General features: G+C 44.7%; 15 protein-coding genes and 3 rRNA genes. 5 read left to right on the forward strand and 13 right to left on the reverse strand.

Translation table 11 applies throughout. The annotated features are described in order from the left end of the window. Positions 1-83: 83 nt before the first annotated feature. The 4 genes from HXT57_RS06040 to HXT57_RS06055 all read left to right on the forward strand — a co-directional run bounded on the left by HXT57_RS06040 (position 84) and on the right by HXT57_RS06055 (position 2,925). The gene (locus HXT57_RS06040) at positions 84-755 is read left to right on the forward strand and encodes a response regulator (RefSeq protein ID WP_004108214.1); all 672 of its coding nucleotides are present in this window, start codon (positions 84-86) and stop codon (positions 753-755) included. Next, positions 752-1,912 (forward strand): hypothetical protein, encoded by a 1,161-nt coding sequence (locus HXT57_RS06045; RefSeq protein WP_004108215.1) that lies wholly within the window; start codon positions 752-754, stop codon positions 1,910-1,912. Before HXT57_RS06040 ends, HXT57_RS06045 begins: the two co-directional genes overlap by 4 nt. Positions 1,913-2,072: 160 nt before the next feature. Further along, positions 2,073-2,543 carry a hypothetical protein gene (locus tag HXT57_RS06050; protein ID WP_004108217.1) on the forward strand — a complete coding sequence of 157 codons (471 nt, stop codon included), beginning with the start codon at positions 2,073-2,075 and terminating at the stop codon, positions 2,541-2,543. Positions 2,544-2,553: 10 nt separating this feature from the next. Continuing rightward, positions 2,554-2,925: a hypothetical protein gene (locus tag HXT57_RS06055; protein WP_004108219.1), complete on the forward strand. Its 372-nt coding sequence runs from the start codon at positions 2,554-2,556 to the stop codon at positions 2,923-2,925. A 177-nt stretch (positions 2,926-3,102) separates the two neighbouring features. On the opposite strand, the gene HXT57_RS06060 is transcribed toward HXT57_RS06055, so the two are convergent. The 6 genes from HXT57_RS06060 to HXT57_RS06085 form a co-directional block, all read right to left on the reverse strand. After that, entirely contained in the window at positions 3,103-4,434 is a 1,332-nt protein-coding gene (locus HXT57_RS06060) for an ATP-binding protein (RefSeq protein WP_415707550.1), read from the reverse strand. Positions 4,435-4,588: 154 nt separating this feature from the next. Next, the gene (locus HXT57_RS06065; protein ID WP_041160617.1) at positions 4,589-5,308 is read right to left on the reverse strand and encodes a nitroreductase family protein; all 720 of its coding nucleotides are present in this window, start codon (positions 5,306-5,308) and stop codon (positions 4,589-4,591) included. Between the two features lie 257 nt (positions 5,309-5,565). Then, positions 5,566-5,682 (reverse strand): 5S ribosomal RNA (rrf, locus tag HXT57_RS06070). Between the two features lie 179 nt (positions 5,683-5,861). Beyond that, positions 5,862-8,921: ribosomal RNA gene (locus HXT57_RS06075) — 23S ribosomal RNA — on the reverse strand. A gap of 377 nt (positions 8,922-9,298) precedes the next feature. Continuing rightward, positions 9,299-10,825 (reverse strand): 16S ribosomal RNA (locus HXT57_RS06080). Together the 16S, 23S and 5S rRNA genes form the textbook arrangement of a ribosomal RNA operon. 192 nt (positions 10,826-11,017) lie before the next feature. Beyond that, entirely contained in the window at positions 11,018-11,164 is a 147-nt protein-coding gene (locus tag HXT57_RS06085; protein WP_162720529.1) for a hypothetical protein, read from the reverse strand. A 424-nt stretch (positions 11,165-11,588) separates the two neighbouring features. Between HXT57_RS06085 and HXT57_RS06090 the strand changes: the two genes are divergently transcribed. Beyond that, positions 11,589-12,362 (forward strand): SIR2 family NAD-dependent protein deacylase, encoded by a 774-nt coding sequence (locus tag HXT57_RS06090; protein ID WP_004109414.1) that lies wholly within the window; start codon positions 11,589-11,591, stop codon positions 12,360-12,362. A gap of 25 nt (positions 12,363-12,387) precedes the next feature. Here the strand turns inward: HXT57_RS06090 and HXT57_RS06095 are convergent, their stop codons facing one another. From HXT57_RS06095 to HXT57_RS06125, 7 genes are all read right to left on the reverse strand, one after another. Next, positions 12,388-14,307: an alpha-glucosidase gene (locus HXT57_RS06095; RefSeq protein WP_415697902.1), complete on the reverse strand. Its 1,920-nt coding sequence runs from the start codon at positions 14,305-14,307 to the stop codon at positions 12,388-12,390. A 213-nt stretch (positions 14,308-14,520) separates the two neighbouring features. Further along, positions 14,521-15,489, reverse strand: coding sequence for a ketopantoate reductase family protein (locus HXT57_RS06100; RefSeq protein ID WP_012914555.1), 969 nt, complete (start codon positions 15,487-15,489; stop codon positions 14,521-14,523). Positions 15,490-15,731: 242 nt separating this feature from the next. Next, a complete protein-coding gene (locus HXT57_RS06105; protein WP_004109420.1) occupies positions 15,732-16,778 on the reverse strand; it encodes a ribokinase in 1,047 nt (348 codons plus the stop codon). Between the two features lie 46 nt (positions 16,779-16,824). Next, a complete protein-coding gene (rbsD, locus tag HXT57_RS06110) occupies positions 16,825-17,220 on the reverse strand; it encodes a D-ribose pyranase (RefSeq protein WP_004109421.1) in 396 nt (131 codons plus the stop codon). Positions 17,221-17,515: 295 nt separating this feature from the next. After that, positions 17,516-18,454, reverse strand: coding sequence for a D-ribose ABC transporter substrate-binding protein (locus tag HXT57_RS06115; protein ID WP_415697962.1), 939 nt, complete (start codon positions 18,452-18,454; stop codon positions 17,516-17,518). Positions 18,455-18,717: 263 nt separating this feature from the next. Next, positions 18,718-19,719, reverse strand: coding sequence for an ABC transporter permease (locus HXT57_RS06120; RefSeq protein ID WP_004109423.1), 1,002 nt, complete (start codon positions 19,717-19,719; stop codon positions 18,718-18,720). Between the two features lie 171 nt (positions 19,720-19,890). Further along, positions 19,891-21,384, reverse strand: a complete 1,494-nt coding sequence (locus HXT57_RS06125; protein ID WP_033888531.1) for a sugar ABC transporter ATP-binding protein — start codon at positions 21,382-21,384, stop codon at positions 19,891-19,893. Positions 21,385-21,590 lie beyond the last annotated feature (206 nt).

A 21,590-nucleotide genomic window follows, 5' to 3' on the forward strand; every position in this document is an offset into this window, starting at 1 on the left:
GTAAAGGTTTTCCTAGACAAGATATTCATCATACAAATTCAAGTACTATTATTACTTAAATAATGCTTTTCTAAAGGAGCAATATGATAGCAAAGCATATTACTGTTGGCATTGTTGATGATGATTGTTTTTGTCTACACGGCCTAAAAACATATATTGAGCAGGTTGTTCCGTCCTGCAGTATTTGCTGGTTATCCGCGTACGCCAATCAAGCAATTCAATTTTGTCAAAATCAATGCCCAGACGTGCTGCTAATTGACATGTATATGTCTGGGGTTTCGGGAATTAAAATATTATACGAATTGCGAAGAAGATACTCACTCCCAATAATAATTGCTATAACTTCATTCCCTATAAACGATTATGCTTTAAAAGCATCAACAGCAGGCGCACAAGGCATTGTTGGAAAGAACCACCCAGAAACTATTTGCGCCATGCTTAGCAGTATTGCCCATGGCACATTCAAGCCACAAATAATAGGCAATCTTCATTTTGACGACACGACGACAGCATTTCAACGTTTGCAAAATAAGCCAAAAAATGGACGCCTTGCTTTAACGGATCATGAGACTGAAATTGTAAAGTTGTGCAGTAGAGGAATGACTAATGCGCAAATCGCTAAACGTTTATTTGTTGAAACTTGTACTGTGGAAACTATCCTTCGTCGCGTGTTCAAAAAACTGAATGTGACGAATCGTTCACAACTTATTACTACATGGCTGCATGATGAATATTTAGGAAATGATACACAATGATTATTTTCTTAATGCGTCGTTTACGAGAAAAGCTTATTGACAATAAAACATTTTTACTATTGGGATGTTTGTCGAGCGCAATGGATGCGTATATTTACTCGAATAGCGACAATAGCACAATACAACTTGTTATAGTTTACATGATTCTTGCTGCTATAAATCTGTTCCTTTGCTTGCTTCCGCATTTTATGAGCATGTGCTATATTTTTGTGCATCTCAGCATTCTTGCTATTCCTAGTCTGAATCTTCCACCAGTAACTTTCGGGCTCATCATATCATTTGTTTTTATTTCGTATTTATATCCGATTCAATTTACACTACCTTTATTCTTAGTAATAGACGCATTACACTACGTTGCATACCGATACCTATCAACTTTATCTTTCAAGTATCTTATTGCTTACCTTTTAATAAATATATTTTGCGTTTGCACTGGTATTATTTTGCGTATTTCTCACCAAAAAATGGTTCTTTATGAAAAAGATAAGCAAACAATTAATAATCTTCATCTGGCTGTGCGAATGCACGATAGATTAACTAATAAGATTGCAGATATTGCACTACAAAGTAAAATAGCATTACTTGACAAGTCTATTTCTAAAAAACAGCGAAGTGCTATTGAGGCAATAAATGATTTGGCAGATCAGGCTTTTGAAGAAGGACATAATATTATCGACATTCTACGTGGAAATACTGCTAAGCAAGATGCTCGAAGCGAGTTCATTCAGCACATCGAAGATACACTACAAATGAACGACTCAATCAATACATCTTGTGGATTAAAAGGAAGATCCATATGCAATATATCTAGTAACGATATTCCTGAAGACATTAGCGATGAAATCATCTGTGAAGTTATTGAATTAATCGAAGAACTATATTTGAACATGCGAAAATATGCTTCTTTAGTTTATTACATCAGAATTTCGATACGTAAAAAACAAATTGTTATAAAACAGTTCAATGTTCGATTTTTGGGCGGAAAAAGTAAAGATGCAATTCGCTCAGTATCTCAAAAAGGACTTCTGCTTCATCGCGATACCATAAAGCATTTAGGCGGTTCACTCTATTTTCGAGCCTTTGGTAAGTATTGGGAATGTAATGCAGTTATACCTTTAAAAAATAAACATAACTATATAGATAGTATGCCTTACTGATTCAGTTTAAAAGATTAATGAATCTTAAACAGTTTTAGATAGTAATTATTTGTAAAGGTTTTCATATACAAGATATTGTTTACCTTTTAGCACGCCATTAATTTATAAATTGTCAAGATTTTTGGCATAAACAGTTACTTCTCGTACAGAAAGGCATATTATGAAGAAGTTAGCTATAGCATGCGTATTATCTGCTTCATTAATTTTTAGCAGTATTGTTGTTCCTTCTTCTACTGCACTCGCTCTTGAGCCAACAGATAGCACCGTTGAAAAAAACATAGCATGCGAACACATCACAACAAAAGATGGTTACCGCGTGTATGTAGTTAATGGATATCTCATTAAAATTCCAGCATCTAACGCAGAACCAACGCAAGCAGAGCTTCGTAACATATTACAAGAACGTGGAAAAATTAGTCTTGTAGTTAAAACAATTAAAACTATTTATCATAAACTACCTAAGCAAGTTAAACAATTCATTAAAAGTCATTTAGGATTAAATGAGCTTATAAAATTTTTGGAGCATTGGACTGGAAAGATTGAAGACGGAATTTATAATGCCTGCAAATCAGCAGGGATGCCAGATTGGATGGCTTGGGTTGTAACAAAAGCAATTATGATGCTGCTATAGTAGGAAAAATATGAGTAATTCAGAATATACAAAAGCACAAATTCCATCCGTATTTTGGACAATAGCCAATGGCGTATTTCTTGCTAGCGGAATTGCGCTGATTGTAATGCGTAATGATTATCTATGGGGAGTGCCTCAAATTATCGCTGGATTATTTGGACTTGCAACCATGTTTCTCATTAAAAAACCGTGGTGCGCGCAGCTATATTTTATAGTATCTTCACTAGTCGTAATAGCAAATGGGCTTATGGAAATATTCGGCATAATCCACGGATCTGGATACGGTTATGTTCCGCTGATTATTGGCATAATCGTGCTTTTATTTATAGGCCTTGACAAGGATGAAAGTTCAAAAGCTCTTGGAATTGCCAAGAATAAATAAAAGCATTAGACTACGATTTTAACTTAAAAACATATCGCAATTTTCAAAGGTCAAGTTGTAGCCACACATCCTACAGCTTGACCTTTACTTATTTATCCGCTATTGATTTGTTCTGCATAGAGTTTATACACTACTGAGCAACTTGCTTGTGCATAGCCCCAACCGCATTGCATTAAATCACAGCTTAAGGCTATCCTCATTAAGCAAAAAATCAAATAGGTCCATGGTGACTACCCCACGATTATCTCTTGTAGCATGCAATCCATTTTTCGTAACTACTATCTTTTTGAAGGAATTATCAATATAGTAAAGCGAGCGTTTCTCTCGCAATGATTTTTCTTCCGTTGGCATAGCGGGCGCAGATTGTATATAATATTTTTCACTTCCCAAAGTAGCAATAAAATCTATTTCCAAAGATTTTTGCGCATAAATATCATGGTTATTTTTATCTTTTCGACCAGTATTTTCGGCAATATTCATTTCGCCAATATCCACGTTATATCCGCGATATCTTAATTCGTTGTATATAACATTTTCCATAATATGCGACTCTTCGATTTGCCTAAAATTAAGCAAAGCGTTGCGCACTCCAATGTCTTCAAAGTAAATTTTGAACAAGGAATCAATGTATTTTTTGCCCTTAATATTATACTTTTGAGCTTTACTTACAAGAAAAGCATCACTGTAATAGTCTATGAAACGACTAACAGTTGCTGAAGTAATTTCCCCATATCCGTGGCTAATAAACGTGTTAGAAAGTTTCCTTGGATTAACAGGAGCACCTATTGATGAAGCTATTACTTGCAAAGTTTCAGAAAGAGCCTGTTCTTTTCGCACGCCGTTTCGCTGAACTACATCTTTCAAATAAGTTTCTTTAACAAGATTTTCAAGGTAGTTTATTTGTTCCTCAACATTTTGCATTCTAGCTACAAGCGGTATTCCGCCAGTAACAATGTAATCTGCCCAAGATTCCGAAACCGTTTTGCTAGAACTTTCCATGTATTCGGCAAAAGTAAGAGGTTGAACGTGAACTTCTGTGCTTCTCCCCTTAAATTCAGTAACAATGTCTGATGAAAGAAAACGGGAGTTAGATCCAGTAACATATATGTCTAAATTTGCATGCCTTAAGTAACTGTTAAGTGTACCAACAAAATTGTCAAGCAATTGCACTTCGTCGAGGAAAATGTAAAACTTGTCACTATCATTTATTTGCGACGCAATGTAGCGACGGAACACTTTAGCATTTATAACGTAGCCAAGTTTTTTATCTGCGATTTTTACTGGCTCGCCATTTGCGAATGGCTCAAGACGATCAATATCTTCGTCTGCATCAAAGGCAAACCGAATAATATTCTTCTGCAAAACACCTTGAGAAATAAGAGAATTATAGAACAGCTCGTTAAGAATGAACGACTTTCCCGCGCGGCGCACACCAGTAATGATTTTAACCAGACCATTCCAACTAAGCTGGTTAAGTTTCCTTATGTAACTTTGACGATTGAAAATCATTCGCATTCCTTTTCCTTCCACTTCTATCTTCAATTTAGCAAAGTACTTTGGTTTTTGCAAGATAGAATTAGCGAAAATAGGACATATTTAGCAATTCTATCTGATATTTTCCAAAGTACTTTGCGCTTTGCAAGATAGATTGGTTTATGCGAAGTTACTTTTCCTGCGCAAGCTCGATTGGCGGATGCTCCGCACGGAAAGCATTTACGTGCGCTTCAGACGCATACCCTAACGCAAAACCAGTAATCAGCGCATACTCCGGCGGAATGTCGAATACTTCGTCAAGCGGCGAACGCCATGTAGCAAGAACGCCAAGCGGGCATGAATCTACGCCTTGCTCTTTGGCAGCCAACAGTAACGTTTGCAGCATAATTCCAGCATCCAGCGCAGCAAATGGTAGAAAATCACGGCGTACAAGCACAAATCCCATAACTGGCGCACCAAACGCCTGGAAGTTGCGCAAAGTGTGAGCATTTCGAGCAGGAAAATCTTTACGATCAATATTTAAATGTTTATACAACGCCAACCCTAAACGCGCACTGCGCTCTTTAAGCGATTGCGGATACGGAGCCATTACAGGAAAATCTCCATCCGGCTGGCTCATTTTCTGGGCTATCATGCGCTCGTATTCGCTAAGGGTAGCGTCTTTAGTACGAAACATTGCTTTGCATTTTTGCGTATAAGCATCAATAAGCTGCTGCTTGCGTTCTCCTTGAGCAATAGCGAGCATGTAGCCACGAGTGTTAGACCAGCTCGGCGATTGTGCAGCTGTTTGCAAAATAGTTTCAAGTATTTTAGAATCGACTGGCTTATTTAGAAAATCACGTGCAGAAAATCGCGACTTTGCGAGTACTTCAAAAGTTTGTGTAGTCATGCTTTTAGTATATCGCACCAAATACGCACGCAGTACTTTCCTCGCGTTTGCGCGACGACCTGCTTGAGCGCAGCATTGCGCGCGCGAAAGCAATTCGGAGCGTGAGCTTGCTCAGACGGAAAGTCCAGTGGACTTTCCGTGCAAGCTCAGCAGTGAGCACTTATAGCGCGAGCGTTGTCCAGAGTTTGGAGGATTACAAAAACAGTAGTATACGAAAATAAAAAAGCGGGGAGTGAAAACTCCCCGCTAGAAAAATAATGCGGCAGCGTGCTAGTCTCCCACACCCTATCGAGTGCAGTACCCTCGCCGTGTCAGGCCTTAGCTTCCGGGTTCGGAATGGGACCGGGCGTCTCACCTGAGCCATGACCACCGCAAAACTAGATTATACACTCAAAACCATTGAGTGGCAACACGTGGCGGTTTGGGAACCGGACATGAACGCGAATAAAAACTCTCTTACCAACTGATCGTTAAGCAAAACATTCAGTACTCATTAACGCTAGAAGAATAATACTCATGAGGAACTCACCCTCCCCACTCACAAAAGTGAGGAAGAATGTCACCATTGCCCGTTAGTACTAGTCAGCTCCACCCCTTACAGGGCTTCCACATCTAGCCTATCAACCACGTGTTCTACATGGGGGCTCACACACTAAAGTGCAAGGAATGCTTATCTTGGAGCAGGCTTCCCGCTTAGATGCTTTCAGCGGTTATCCCTTCCGAACGTAGCTAACCGGCAGCGCCACTGGCGTGACGACCGGCATACCAGAGGTTCGTCCACCCAGGTCCTCTCGTACTATGGGCAGGTCTCCTCAACATTCCAACGAGCGCAGAGGATAGAGACCAAACTGTCTCACGACGTTCTGAACCCAGCTCGCGTGCCGCTTTAATCGGCGAACAGCCGAACCCTTGGGACCTGCTCCAGCCCCAGGATGCGACGAGCCGACATCGAGGTGCCAAACCATCCCGTCGATATGGACTCTTGGGAATGATCAGCCTGTTATCCCCGGGGTACCTTTTATCCGTTGAGCGATGCCACGTCCGTACGCCGGCACCGGATCACTATCTCCGACTTTCGTCCCTGCTCGACCCGTCAGTCTCACAGTCAAGCCCGCTTGTGCGATTACACTCAACACCCGATTGCCAACCGGGCTGAGCGGACCATTGAGCGCCTCCGTTACTCTTTAGGAGGCAACCGCCCCAGTTAAACTACCCGCCAGGCACTGTCCCTGACACGGATAACGTGTCGAGGTTAGACGCCAGATATGGAAAGAGCGGTATTTCACCTGTCGACTCCACGCAAGCTAGCGCCCACGCTTCACAGCCTCCCGCCTATGCTACACGATCCACACCTAACGACAATACCAAGGTATAGTAAAGGTCCCGGGGTCTTTTCGTCCTTCTGCGCTTAACGAGCATCTTTACTCGTACTGCAATTTCGCCGGGCTCCTGGCCGAGACAGTGGGGAAGTCGTTACGCCATTCGTGCAGGTCGGAACTTACCCGACAAGGAATTTCGCTACCTTAGGATGGTTATAGTTACCACCGCCGTTTACCGGGGCTTAAATTCACCGCTTCACCGAAGCTAACGGATCCTCTTAACCTTCCGGCACCGGGCAGGCGTCAGAGCGTATACAGCGGCTTACGCCTTCGCACGCTCCTGTGTTTTTGGTAAACAGTCGCTACCCCCTAGCTTGTGCCACCCCCAACAGCTCCGCTTGTAAAAAACATCACCATCAGGGGTCTCCCTTATGCCGAAGGCACGGGAGTAATTTGCCGAGTTCCTTGGCCAGGATTCGCCCGATCGCTTCGGTATACTCTACCAGACCACCAGTGTCGGTTTAGGGTACGAGCGGAATCACACCTCACGTTGAAGCTTTTCTTGGCAAGCAGGATCACCGGAATCAGCCTTACAGCCTACCCATCACGCCTCAGCTTTAACATCCCCCGGATTTACCTAGGAGACAGCCCACACGCTTAGCCACGGAAAACCACCTCCGCAGCCGGCTACCTACCCGCGTCACTCCCACGCTAACCTACTACCGATACAGTCCCAACACAAACCAGCCAACAACCCCGAAAGGCAATCAACCAGCAAATGAAGGTTAGTACTCTCAGATTCAGTTCGAACGGTGTAACACCGGTACGGGAATATCAACCCGTTCATCCATTCGACTACGCCTGTCGGCCTCGCCTTAGGACTCGACTCACCCGGGGACGACGAACGTGGCCCCGGAACCCTTAGTCATTCAGCGGACGGGATTCACACCCGTCTCTCGCTACTCATGTCTGCATTCTCACTCCTGTAAAGTCCACGACAAGTTCACACTGCCGCTTCACCCCATACAGGACGCTCTCCTACCCCGCATGAAACAAATCATGCAGCCGCGTCTTCGGTGGCGTGCTTAAGCCCCGCTACATTGTCGGCGCGGAACCACTAGACCAGTGAGCTGTTACGCACTCTTTCAAGGATGGCTGCTTCTGAGCCAACCTCCTGGCTGTCTATGCGACTCCACATCCTTTCCCACTTAGCACGCGCTTCGGGACCTTAGACGACGATCAGGGCTGTTTCCCTTTTGACGACGGAGCTTATCCCCCGCCGACTCACTGCCGTGATAAACCTAACAGGTATTCGGAGTTTGGCTGCTATTGGTACCCGGTATGGGCCCGCAAGCATCCAGTAGCTCTACCCCCTGTAAGCAATAACACGACGCTGCACCTAAATGCATTTCGGAGAGAACCAGCTATCACGGAATTTGATTGGCCTTTCACCCCTAACCCCAAGTCATCCCCCCAGTTTTCAACCTAGGTGGGTTCGGTCCTCCACACGGTCTTACCCGCGCTTCAACCTGCTCAGGGCTAGATCATCCCGCTTCGGGTCCAGGACATGCGACTCAAACGCCTTTTAAAACTCGCTTTCGCTACGGCTCCCCCACCCGGGTTAGCCTCGCCACATACCACTGACTCGCAGACTCATTTTTCGATAGGCACGCCGTCACCCCACAAAGAAGGCTCCGACGGATTGTAAGCGCACGGTTTCAGGAACTATTTCACTCCCCTCCCGGGGTGCTTTTCACCTTTCCCTCACGGTACTAGTACACTATCGGTCAGACAGGAATACTTAGGCTTACCCAACGGTCTGGGCAGATTCACGCGGGATTCCACGAGTCCCGCGCTACTTGGGAATAAACATAAAGAGACATCGCACGACAAGCTACGGGGCCATCACCCTCTACGGCTGGGAATTCAATCCCATTCACCTAGCACGACATTTTATCACTCTCCTCAACCCCGTCAGAGGCTGAACAGTCCATCCCACGACCCCGAATGCGCAACACCTGACGGCTATCACACGCACCCGGTTTAGCCTGATCCGCTTTCGCTCGCCACTACTCACGGAGTATCCTTTCCTGCAGGTACTGAGATGTTTCACTTCCCTGCGTACCCCCCACAAAAACTGTGGTGACCACTCATAACAGTGGCCGGGTCTCCCCATTCGGAAATCCTCGGATCAAAGCCCACTCGGCAGCTCCCCGAGGCATATCGCAGCCCGTCACGTCCTTCATCGGTCCTGTCTACCAAGGCATCCACCATACGCCCTTACCAGTGACAAACACTAAAGTAAGAACCCATCAGCAAAATTCTCTAGACAAAAAATCATCACACTAAACGATCACAAAACGATCAAGCGACTCCAACAAAAGGAGCCGGTTGAAATTGATAAAAGCAAAAAAATCGAAACCAAAAAAGTTTCGCATTTTACTCGCGTCCACTATCCAGTTCTCAAACCACCACAACACCACAAAACCCAAGCCAAACACTCAAAAGCATCAACCTGAAATCCTGTGAGTCAAGGACCGCAACCCCAAACAAAGGGGGGTGGCAATCCGGGAACCCAAAAGCATGCCCAACAAACTCATCTAAAAACGTCAACTATTGTTTTCCACACCAGTAACCACACTCAAACCGAGCGTGCACAAAAACTCCGTAGAAAGGAGGTGATCCAGCCGCACCTTCCGGTACGGCTACCTTGTTACGACTTAGTCCCAATCACGAGCCTCACCTTAGACGGCTCCATCCCAAAAGGGTTAGGCCACCGGCTTCGGGTGCTGCCCACTTTCATGACTTGACGGGCGGTGTGTACAAGGCCCGGGAACGCATTCACCGCGACGTTGCTGATTCGCGATTACTAGCGACTCCGCCTTCACGTAGTCGAGTTGCAGACTACGATCCGAACTGAGACCGGTTTTAAGGGATCCGCTCCATGTCACCATGTCGCATCCCGTTGTACCGGCCATTGTAGCATGCGTGAAGCCCTGGACGTAAGGGGCATGATGATCTGACGTCATCCCCACCTTCCTCCGAGTTAACCCCGGCGGTCCCCCGTGAGTTCCCGGCATAACCCGCTGGCAACACAGGGCGAGGGTTGCGCTCGTTGCGGGACTTAACCCAACATCTCACGACACGAGCTGACGACGACCATGCACCACCTGTGAACCTGCCCCGAAGGGAAACCACATCTCTGCAGTCGACAGGCACATGTCAAGCCCAGGTAAGGTTCTTCGCGTTGCATCGAATTAATCCGCATGCTCCGCCGCTTGTGCGGGCCCCCGTCAATTTCTTTGAGTTTTAGCCTTGCGGCCGTACTCCCCAGGCGGGACGCTTAACGCGTTAGCTCCGACACGGAACCCGTGGAATGGGCCCCACATCCAGCGTCCACCGTTTACGGCGTGGACTACCAGGGTATCTAATCCTGTTCGCTCCCCACGCTTTCGCTTCTCAGCGTCAGTAACAGCCCAGAGACCTGCCTTCGCCATTGGTGTTCTTCCCGATATCTACACATTCCACCGTTACACCGGGAATTCCAGTCTCCCCTACTGCACTCTAGCCCGCCCGTACCCGGCGCAGACCCACCGTTAAGCGATGGGCTTTCACACCAGACGCGACGAACCGCCTACAAGCTCTTTACGCCCAATAATTCCGGATAACGCTTGCGCCCTACGTATTACCGCGGCTGCTGGCACGTAGTTAGCCGGCGCTTATTCGAAAGGTACACTCACCCGAAAGCTTGCTCCCAATCAAAAGCGGTTTACAACCCGAAGGCCTTCATCCCGCACGCGGCGTCGCTGCGTCAGGGTTTCCCCCATTGCGCAATATTCCCCACTGCTGCCTCCCGTAGGAGTCTGGGCCGTATCTCAGTCCCAATGTGGCCGTCCGCCCTCTCAGGCCGGCTACCCGTCGAAGCCTAGGTGGGCCATTACCCCGCCTACAAGCTGATAGGACGCGACCCCATCCCATGCCACTAAACACTTTCCCAACAAGACATGCGTCAAGTTGGAGCATCCAGCATTACCACCCGTTTCCAAGAGCTATTCTGGAGCATGGGGCAGGTTGGTCACGCATTACTCACCCGTTCGCCACTCTCACCAACCAGCAAGCTGGTCAGATCCCGTTCGACTTGCATGTGTTAAGCACGCCGCCAGCGTTCATCCTGAGCCAGAATCGAACCCTCCACGAAAAAACTTCAATGAAGAGCCAACAAAAGGCTCCAATATTAAAAAGAAAAAGACGAGACATTCTTTAAGGAAAGAACATCCCAACAAAAACCTCACCACCATTTAACCATCTCTCAGGCACCCTGCAATCTGCAAGGCAGGCAATGAACTGGCAATAATTAACTAATAAGTAGTACAGACACGCTCTTGAGTTCTCAAACCACCACCACACCAGCCGGCCCATCAACCTCAACCGAGGAGAACCAGCCGCGCTGAGCAGCAAGAGATAAACTTACACCAACCCACGCTAAAACGCAAACCCACCAAAAACAAACACCCCAAAACCATTGAAAACAAGCCAAAACACCGGCGTGTCGAAAATCGCGAAAAAACACCAAAAAACCAACACAAGACCAGGAACAATAATCAAAACCAACAAAAAATAATCAAGAATAGCCCCAAAAACATCAAAACCGGGAGTGTCGCACCGCCATACTCCAAACAAAACAGCAAAAAACGCAATTAATACAGAATCAACGCGAAAAATACACAATAAAAACAGAAAAAATGAGATATACGATTAGATATACACAAAAATATATGAGTGCGATATATGGAATACATACGGAATAAGAAATACCTATATAAATAGATACTTATTAAATAAACTTTTATAAAGCATACAAAGCACATAAAAACACAAAAAGCGTAAAGCGCATAAAAAAAGAAAAATAAGAAAATAAGAATAGGGTATTAACAGACATTAATAAAAGAAGGAGCAGAAGAATGAGCAACAAGCAATCGAACAATAAAGCACGCCACATTGTTGTGCTCACAGGCGCAGGAATCTCCACAAGCGCAGGCATTCCCGACTTTCGCGGTCCAGATGGAGTTTGGACTAAACACCCAGAGCAAATGAGCGTTTATGACATAGACGCATTTTTAAGCAGTAAAGAGGAACGCGTCTACTCTTGGCGCTGGCAAAAAGAGTCTCCCGTTTGGAACGCACAGCCGGGGACTGCGCACAAAGCACTTGTAAAACTCGAGAAGGCAGGAATGCTCGACCTTATAGCCACCCAAAACTTTGATGCGCTTCACGAAAAAGCTGGCAATAACCCAAATATTATAGTGAACTTGCATGGAAGCATCGGAACTTCGCACTGCATGAGCTGCCACGCGAGCTATAAAACTGCCGATATTATGGCAGATTTAGATGAGCACCCGGATCCGCATTGCAGACGCACTCTGCCGTACCGCAGCAATATGCCTTGTAACGGTCTCATAAAAACAGACGTTGTTTATTTTGGAGAAGCGCTTCCAGAAGGTGCTATGGAACGCAGTGCGCAAGCAATAGTTAAAGCGGACGAGCTGTGGGTTATTGGTTCCACGCTGGAAGTATTTCCAGCTGCCAGCCTCGTGCCGTTAGCTGCGCGCGCTGGAGTGCCGATTACGATAATGAACCTGGGCTCTACGCAATACGACTATTTGGCAGAGCGTATTATTCGCGAAGATATTGCGAAAGCTCTGCCAAAGTTAGTAGACGAAACTATTGCAAAGTGATTATTGCAAATTAATGCTATTAAAACTATTGCAAAGTAACAGCTATACCTTCCCAAGGCGCAAGCGTACCGTTTTTAAGCGATGTAAGCGCGTGATTCACGTCGTAGGTTGTAACCATTACGTCACGCCCCACAAAAGCGTTAGAGGCGCGATTTTGCAATAATTGCGCGCTCTGCGTAGGGATAGGCACAGTTGAGTCAGTCATATTAACCATTACGAGCATGCGTTCTGTAGATTCCGCGGAATTTGCAGCAGATTCCGCAGCAGTCTCTGCAGAATCTTCCTGCTTTTCGCAACCAGATTTAAGCTCGCGCACAAAAGCATACACGCACTCGTCATCTGCATCAACCAAATCCCAAGAACCAGCAGAAACAATCGTCTCCGAATGACGAAGCGCAATCAAATACTTATAGAAAGCGTAAACGGAATCTGAATCTTCCATCTGCTCTGCTGCGTTAATATCCACATAATTAGGATTCACACTAATCCACGGCTCTGCGTTATTTACCGACTGAACATTAAAAGGCATGAATCCCGCGTATTTAGAAGCATTCCACTGCATTGGAGTTCGAGAATTGTCGCGGCCGCGCTTTGCGAGCGCATCCATCATCGACTCAGCAGACTGAATATGCGCTTTTTCTACGCGCTGCTTAAACATATTCAACGCTTCCAAATCGCGATACTGCTCGAGACGCGTAAAGTGCGCGTTAGTCATACCAATTTCCTCGCCTTGGTACACGTAAGGCGTGCCGCGGTGCATGTGAAGAAGCATGGCAATCGCCTTAGCAGAGCGCACGCGCATCTCCTCGCTAGCCTCACTACCCCAGCGAGAAAGCGCACGCGGCTGATCGTGATTATCAAAGAACAGGCTCGCCCAACCAGCATCCGCTACCGCTTGTTGCTGCTCTGCCATCACGCTCTTTAATGCCGTAAGCTTTAGCGGCACAGGATTCCACTTAGTACCGTTTTCGCAATCGATATCCACATGATTGAACAGGAATAACATGTCAAGTTCGCTGTGAGCAGGGTCAGTAATATAAGTATTACGGTGCGGAGAAATTCCCGGAGCCTCGCCAACAGTAAGATAACCTTCGCGACCGTCGAAAACTTCTGCACGCATCTCGCGCAAGAATTCGTCTAAACGAGGACCGTCCGAGCAGAACGGGAATGGCGAAGAATAGCCGTCAGCACCAGCTGGCAAATCTTCAATTTGGCAGCCATCTTCACCCGGCAAACGACCTTCAGAATCAACATGCTTGGAAATTTGCGTAATCACATCCATGCGGAAGCCATCAATTCCGCGATCCATCCACCAATTCATCATCTTGTACACGGCAGCGCGAACCGCGGGATTTTCCCAATTCAAATCTGGCTGCTTTGGCGAATACTGGTGAAGGAAGTATTCTCCGCGCTTCGGATCGTAAGTCCACGCGGAACCGCCGAAATACGAACCCCACTTATTCGGCTCCGCACCCGACTCACCAGGCACACAACCTTCACGCGCAGGCCTCCACCAATACCAATCAGCGTAATCACTAGAAGCATCTCTTGAAGCCTGGAACCAAGCGTGCTCGTCAGAAGTGTGATTTACTACTAAATCCATCACGACTTTAAGACCGCGCTCGTGAGCTCCAGCCAGCAGCTCGTCCATATCTTCCAAAGTTCCGAAAAGCGGATCAATATCTTGATAATCGGAAATATCGTAGCCGTTATCGTCTTGTGGGGACTTGTAAACAGGGCTGAGCCAGAGCACGTCAACGCCTAAATCAGCCAAATAATCAAGGCGCGAAGTAATTCCCTTCAAATCACCAATGCCGTCACCGTTCGTATCCTGGAAGCTTCGTGGATAAATCTGATACACAACTGCATTCGCCCACCAAGGGTTTGGAGTAGCGCCGTTTGTGCGCACGGATTCTGGCAAGTTTGCTCTGTCAAAAGTAGTCATTTAATCCCCATCAATTTACGTTAATAAGTATTTTTATTACAGTTTTATTCATTACAAATAATTTTATTTATTTAGTAGTATTTATTATTTTAGACTCTAAATTTTATCAGCATATTAGATGTTACGCGCGGATAATAAAAAGCGACCCGCAGTAAAAACCGCGAGCCGCGCCTCCTTCTCATTCATGTTACGAATTGTAGAATGCTCTCCAAATCATTGCTGATGGTGCAATTTAAAAGCAAGTTCCGCTAAGTGTACGCCGTGAGTTAAGAATTCGTGAGTGCGGCAAACGTAATCATTTTCGCGACCGAGCTTTGCTATGTAACCATTAATGTAATCGACTTCAGTCTTTCGTCCGCGACTCATATCTTGGTACATAGAAGGATAGTGCAGAGGATTTGCAACGCGACTTACGTAATCGATAGCCTCTAGCTCCTGCTGACGCGTATTAACCATACGAATTCCGGCACGATCGCACACGTCGTACGCTTCGTTAATAAGCTGTTGAGCCATATCCATAGCCCCAGGGTACGAAATAAACTGACCCATTTGAATCTGATACATTGTGCACAAAGTGTTAACTACGGAATTGAAAACTACCTTCGCCATGCACGTACCCTTGAAATCTTCCGTAATAGTAGGATTCAATCCGGCAGCTTTAAAGTCGTCTCGCATAGCAAGCTCAACGTCACTCACCTGCTCGTTCAACGCGCACATATTCATAGTTCCAACGCCAACTTTACCAATAAAATCAACGTCGCCTGGACCGTTCAAAACGGTTGCAATCATGGCAGTTCCGCCGTAAATATGATCATCCGGGAAGTACTGCTGCAACTTTTCAAAATGACCCCAGCCATTCATAGCAGCAAACACAACCTGATGCTCTTTAAACAGATGCTTACAACGCTCCAACATTTCCGCAAGCTGCATTTGCTTCATAAACACAATCCACACGTCTGGATCGCCGTCATAATCTTCAGGCGTATACATATTAATCGGCACCAAATGACGGTTTTCATGGTCACGGCTCACCATTACGCCGCCTTGCTCGCGAACTTTATTCACATTCTCATCCCAGGCATCAATGAAATCAACATGAATGCCAGCCGTTTCCTGCAACAAAACGCCATAGCGATATCCCATAGCTCCCGAACCGATCATTGCATATTTCATGCCACTCATAGTGACACCTCCTTTTAGGTAAAAATGTGCTTAGGCGAAATTCGTGCATACATGAAAATTCGTCGAAGCGACTGTAAATATAGTAAAAAGCAGTAAGGCTGATTGTAGTGACTAAAATCAGCCAACTGCTTTTTGGTTTTTATAGCATATTACACAGTTTTAGAAGAATGTCAAAATTCTGCGCATCGGCAAGGCGCGAACGTCAACTGAATATACTTACAATTTATGCATGCATCACCTACTTACAAGTGAAAAAATTGACGAATTTGAGCAACTGTACCGTAAGAAGCTTGTGCACCAAAACCAGTAGCAGCATATGCAGCTACATAAGAAGCGAGTGACGCTGCATCAACCAACCGCATATCCACAGACAAACACGCAAGCACAGTACCCATAAAAGCATCGCCACAACCCGTAGTATCAACGGCATTGACATGCTGAGCCATAATTCGATGCACCGAATTATCAGCATAATCCAAAACCATAGACCCACGTGAGCCAAGTGTTACTATTGCCTCATTAAAGCCAAACTCATGCATTGCATGAAGCGTATGCTTCCAATCAAATGAATCCCAATCACCGCTATCTGGTTCTGAAATATGCAATAGCTGTGCCATTTCATGCTCATTGACCAGTAAGATATCTGCAGATCGTATAAGATCTTGCGGTAATGTATCCAAAAAAGGCGAATTATTAAGCAAAACTTTTACGCCATGCTCATGCGCTAAGCGAGCGCACATCGTAACCGATTCTAATGGACTTTCCAAGCAAAGCCCTAATACTTTTGCATTAGTAATAGCAGCTTGCACAGATGGCGACTGAATATAATCAATATCAACTTGCGAGTTAGACCCAGGCGCATAAACAATAGTATTTTCGCCACTTTGCGCATCCACTGTAATCACTGTTGCGCCACTGTTGCAATTGGGTACATGACGTACATACGTCGTATCAACACCAGATTCTCGCAAAGCACCAGTAAGAAAATCAGCATTAGCATCATCACCTACAGCACCGAACATACATACGTGCGCACCAAGCTTTGCAGCAGATACTGCCTGATTACCTGACTTACCTCCAGGCAGTATTCGTATTTCGTTACCTTTAATGGTCTCACCAGGCATAGGAAGACGATTAGCAACAATAGTATAATCCGCATTCATAGAACCAACTATCGCTACAGTAGGCATCTTCATATTTCGTAACGCAGGCAATGTCTCATGTTGCAAAGCCACGTTAACAGGCTGAATGACTTTAATCTTTTCTAAACTCTCTAACGAGTCAAGCATATGATAACTACACATAATTCTCCCTAAATATTGCGCAAAACAAAGCTTAGAATGGAACGCCACAACGCAGCAACACGTTAGAATACGGAGTAGTCTCACCCGTTCGAATCACGAATTTAGCTTGCGAAACAAGAGCCTTAAACCCTCGTTCGCCATCATGCGGCACATAAGTCAATGGCACACCAAGCAAATCCTTGATCCATGTTTCTGGAACATCATCACAAGCTTCTTCCGCCATAATACCAGACTCAAGAACAAGATCATCCTTTATTGACGCAAGCACATCAGGAAATCGCGGTATTCCAAAAACCAAAGCTAAATCAATAACTTCTACGCCCGCTGGGACAGGCAAGCCACAGTCAGAAACAACAAATTGATCCTTATGCCTCAATTTTGCAATAGCAGCTGCTAATTGTGCGTTCAAAATACCATGAGTTAACATAATTCACCCCATATCGTGGCTCATGAAAGTGACATCAACAATGATCATCACCTTCATAACAAGTGCGCCACCACGAACATATATGATAAAAAATCTTATTAAGAAAACAATGGCGTTGAGAACACTAAAGCATACGGTATTAATAAATTTTACTGTTGCGATTATTTTCACGAAAGCATCATGAATGCTCTCAACACCATATAAATTTTGCATTAGCTATATTAATCCATAAAACTACTCAACATAAACTTTAATGTTTATATACAGAATTACATAGTTTTATGCAAAATATGTATTACTCAAAATCACCCACATTCTTTACTGTCACTGTTTTCACAGTAATTGGTTCAGTCTTTGGAACACTTTGCCCTTTAATAGCTTTTACAGCAGCAGCAACGGCGGAACGACCAAGTTCCTTTGGCTGCTGAGCAATTGTTCCAGCCATTGCGCCGGCCTTAATAGCTTTCATACCGTCAACAGTGCCATCGAAACCGACTACTTTAATTTCTTTACCAGCTTTAGCTCCTAATGCTTGAATGGCACCTAATGCCATCTCGTCATTTTCGGCGTAAATGCCGGTTGCATTCGGGTGCGATTGCAACAAATTAGTAGCCACATTTAATGCTTCAGCACGGTCAAAGTTAGCAGTTTGTTCTGCTACAACTTTAATATTTGAATATTTCTTAATACGATCTTTGAATCCTTTGCCACGGTCGCGAGTAGAAGCCGCTCCAGGAATACCTTGCAAAATCAAAACTTCACCCTTTTCGCCCATACTATTAGCTAGCGTGTCAGCAGCCTGAGCACCACCAGCAACGTTATCGGAAGCAATATGCGAAGTAACTTTTTCACCAGTTACAGAACGGTCAACAGAAATCACAGGCAAGTTCGCGCTTAGCAACGGGGCAACTGCAGGACCAGCAGCATCAGAATCTACAGGGTTAATAATAACAGCTTTTGCACCTTGTGATTGAGCATTCTGCGCTTGATCCTGCTGCTTTGCAGAATCATTCTGAGCGTCGGAAACTTGCAAATCAACACCAAGTTTCTTTGCTTCAGCTTGAGCACCATCACGCAAATCCACAAAGAACGGATTGTTCAAAGTAGAAACTAGCAATGCGACTTTATCGCCACTATTAGTACTACCACATGCACTCATGCTGACAATAAGTGCAGATGCTGCTACAACCGCGCAAGCAATCTTTACGCCTCGACGCATAATTGGATAATTCATCATATCTCCTTTGATTATTGCCCTGTGCTACCGCAAGTTTTAGTTCGATAAATCCACAATGTTGCAGTGACATAAGGCTGATGTTTCACCATCTCTTTACCTTATTGTTACGTAGTTTTGAGTTATAAAGTTCAGTTATAATATTCCAAATCGTCTCAATTCTTGCTGAAAATATTGATTACTCGCCACTTACGAATCAACATTTGCAAGATTCACCTCCTTCCTACGAGAAGATCAAGTTTATAAAAAGTATTAATTTGCTGTCAGTGCGTATCTTCCTTGCGGCGCAAAGTGTCAAGGCTCACAGCAAAGGCAATAACCAAACCAATAACTACTTGCTGCCAGAAGGAGGAAACATTCAAAATATTCAAGCCATTACGAATTACAGCCAGCAAAATTGCTCCTACGAAAGTGCCAGAAATCTTACCTTTACCGCCCGAAAGCGAAGCACCACCGATAACAACAGAAGCAATAGCATCCATTTCATAGCCAGCGGCAGCCTGAGGCTGAGCGGAATGTAAACGACCGGCAATAACTAAACCAGCGATGGCAGCGAAAATACCGGAAAAAACAAACACCATAATTTGCGTTTTATGAATATTGATACCAGAAAGGCGAGAAGCCTCCATATTTCCACCAACAGCATACATAGAACGACCAGTAGTGGTGAAGTTCAGTATTACTGCAGCAATAACACCCATGATAATCATCATCACAATTGGCATTGGAATACCTAATATCTTGGCACCAAAGAAATTCACCATGCCAGAAGTGGAAATAGGACGACCGTCTGAAACAACAAGGGTAAGTCCACGCGCAACAGACATCATTGCCAATGTAGCAATAAACGACGGTAACTTAAGAAAAGCGTTTGCAACACCTGAAATAAGACCAAAAAGCGCACCGGTTACTATGCCTACAACAACAGTTAACACTGGTGGCAAACCCATAGAAACGCCTGTATACGCAACCAACATACTAGAAATTGCAGCCACCGCACCTACTGACAAATCAATACCAGCGGACACGATAACAAAGGTTTGACCGAATGCCAAAATAGCAACTGTCGCAGCTTGAATACCCACATTGAGAATATTCACACTTGTCAAAAATGCTGGCGTGGCGCACGAAAGCGCAGCACACAAGATAATCAAGCCGATAAGAGCGCCATTGCGTGATGCAAACTTTTTCGCTGCAGGCAAAAATCCTTTATCAACTGCACCGTATCCCAAATGCTCAGATTTTGCACTACTCGTAGCAGCCATAATTTATACTCCTTTAACAAATTTTGCTATAACTCACTGCACTGCTGTGTGCAATAAATTGTTGTATGCAAGTTTTACGTTTGATTGGTAACTTTAATTTTTAAGATTTCAATATGGCTCATGTATCAGTTTCATATTGAAAGCAGTAAGGTTTTACTCATTCCTGTATGCTCAAATACCAGATGTATTAAGGTGAGTCACTGCAAGTTCCATCACACTTTCCTGCGTAGCCTCGCTTGCAGCTAATTCACCGCTGATTCTGCCGTTCGACATCACCAATACGCGATCTGACATGCCAAGCACTTCAGGCAAATCTGAGGATGCCATCAGCACAGCACCTCCATTTTCTACGATACTGTTAATCAACTCGTAAATTTCTACACGAGCACCAACATCAACACCACGAGTAGGCTCATCCAGCAATAGCACTTTCACGTTCGCCATAGACCATTTGCCGAACACGATTTTTTGTTGATTACCGCCAGATAGCGAACCAGCGAGTTGATCAATGTTTGCCATACGAATACGCAATTTTTTTGCAGTTTCTTCCTCGCGAGTACGCTGCCCTTTCAAATCCGCAAATCCTGCATGTGCTGTAGGAACTAATGTAGAAATTCCCAAATTTTCTGCAACAGATGCTTCAAGAATCAACCCTTGTACTCGACGATCTTCTGGGACTAAACCAAGACCAGCTGCGATGCTTCCTGCAATATTCGCTTTTGCAATAGATTTACCATCAACAGTTATTGAACCTGAATCATAACTATCTGCACCAAATATTGCACGAAGAACTTCGGTACGACCAGCACCTACCAAACCTGCAAGACCCACAACTTCGCCAGCATGAACGCTGAAGGATACATTTTCTAACGTACCTTTTCGCGTTAAGCCTTCTACTTTTAGCAGCTCTTTGCCTTGACTACGTTTGCCATGAGGGAATTGATTTGTAATATCACGACCTACCATGAGTTTTACAAGTTCCTTCTCAGGAACTTGCGCATCAACAGTATCGACGTATTTGCCATCGCGAAGTACGGTTACAACATCACCAATACGCGCAATTTCATCTAAATGATGAGAAATAAACACCATTCCAACATTTTTGGATTTTAAATCTTCCATAATGTTAAATAACTGTTCACATTCTGGTTTTGTTAGAGCAGCTGTTGGTTCATCAAGAATAAGGATAGATGCATGCTGCATAAGTGCTTTGGCTATTTCTACCATCTGTTGACGAGCTACACCAAGTTGTCCCATTGGCTTATTGACATCTTCATCTAAACCGATAACTTGCAATGCAGATTCCGCACGAGCACGCATCGTCGCGCGACTAACAAAACCAGCTTTCGTAGGAAGCATACCAAGGAACAAATTTTCCATAATAGAAAGTTCTGGCACCAAATTTAACTCTTGGTGAATCACAGCAATGCCCAATTTGCGAGCAGTATCCACATTAGGAATTCGCGCTGTTTCACCATTGATCTCAATATGACCTTTATCTGGCTGATAAATGCCGCTCATCATCTTAATAACTGTTGACTTGCCCGCACCATTTTCACCAAGGAGAACATGCACTTCACCTGGTTTTACTGTTACAGACACATTGTCAACTACCGTAGAATTACCGAATATTTTCGATACTCCTACTAGCGATAGTTCCGTCATGTCTTACCTCTTTCTTCGCTACAGCACCACTGCTGCCACGAAAATGCAATAAATTACGCTACATTACGCTTGTACTTTGGATGAGAATTATGCCGCAATGTGCATGCAAAAACGTAACAACAACGGTACGCTCAGGTGATTGCTGCACACGCTTACAAAGTCACGGTACAAAAATCAATAACAATAGTGTCAAGCTATAGAATAAC

Origin of the sequence: Gardnerella sp. KA00771, assembly GCF_049244045.1 — a bacterium.
Classification (GTDB): Bacteria; Actinomycetota; Actinomycetes; order Actinomycetales; family Bifidobacteriaceae; genus Bifidobacterium; species Bifidobacterium swidsinskii.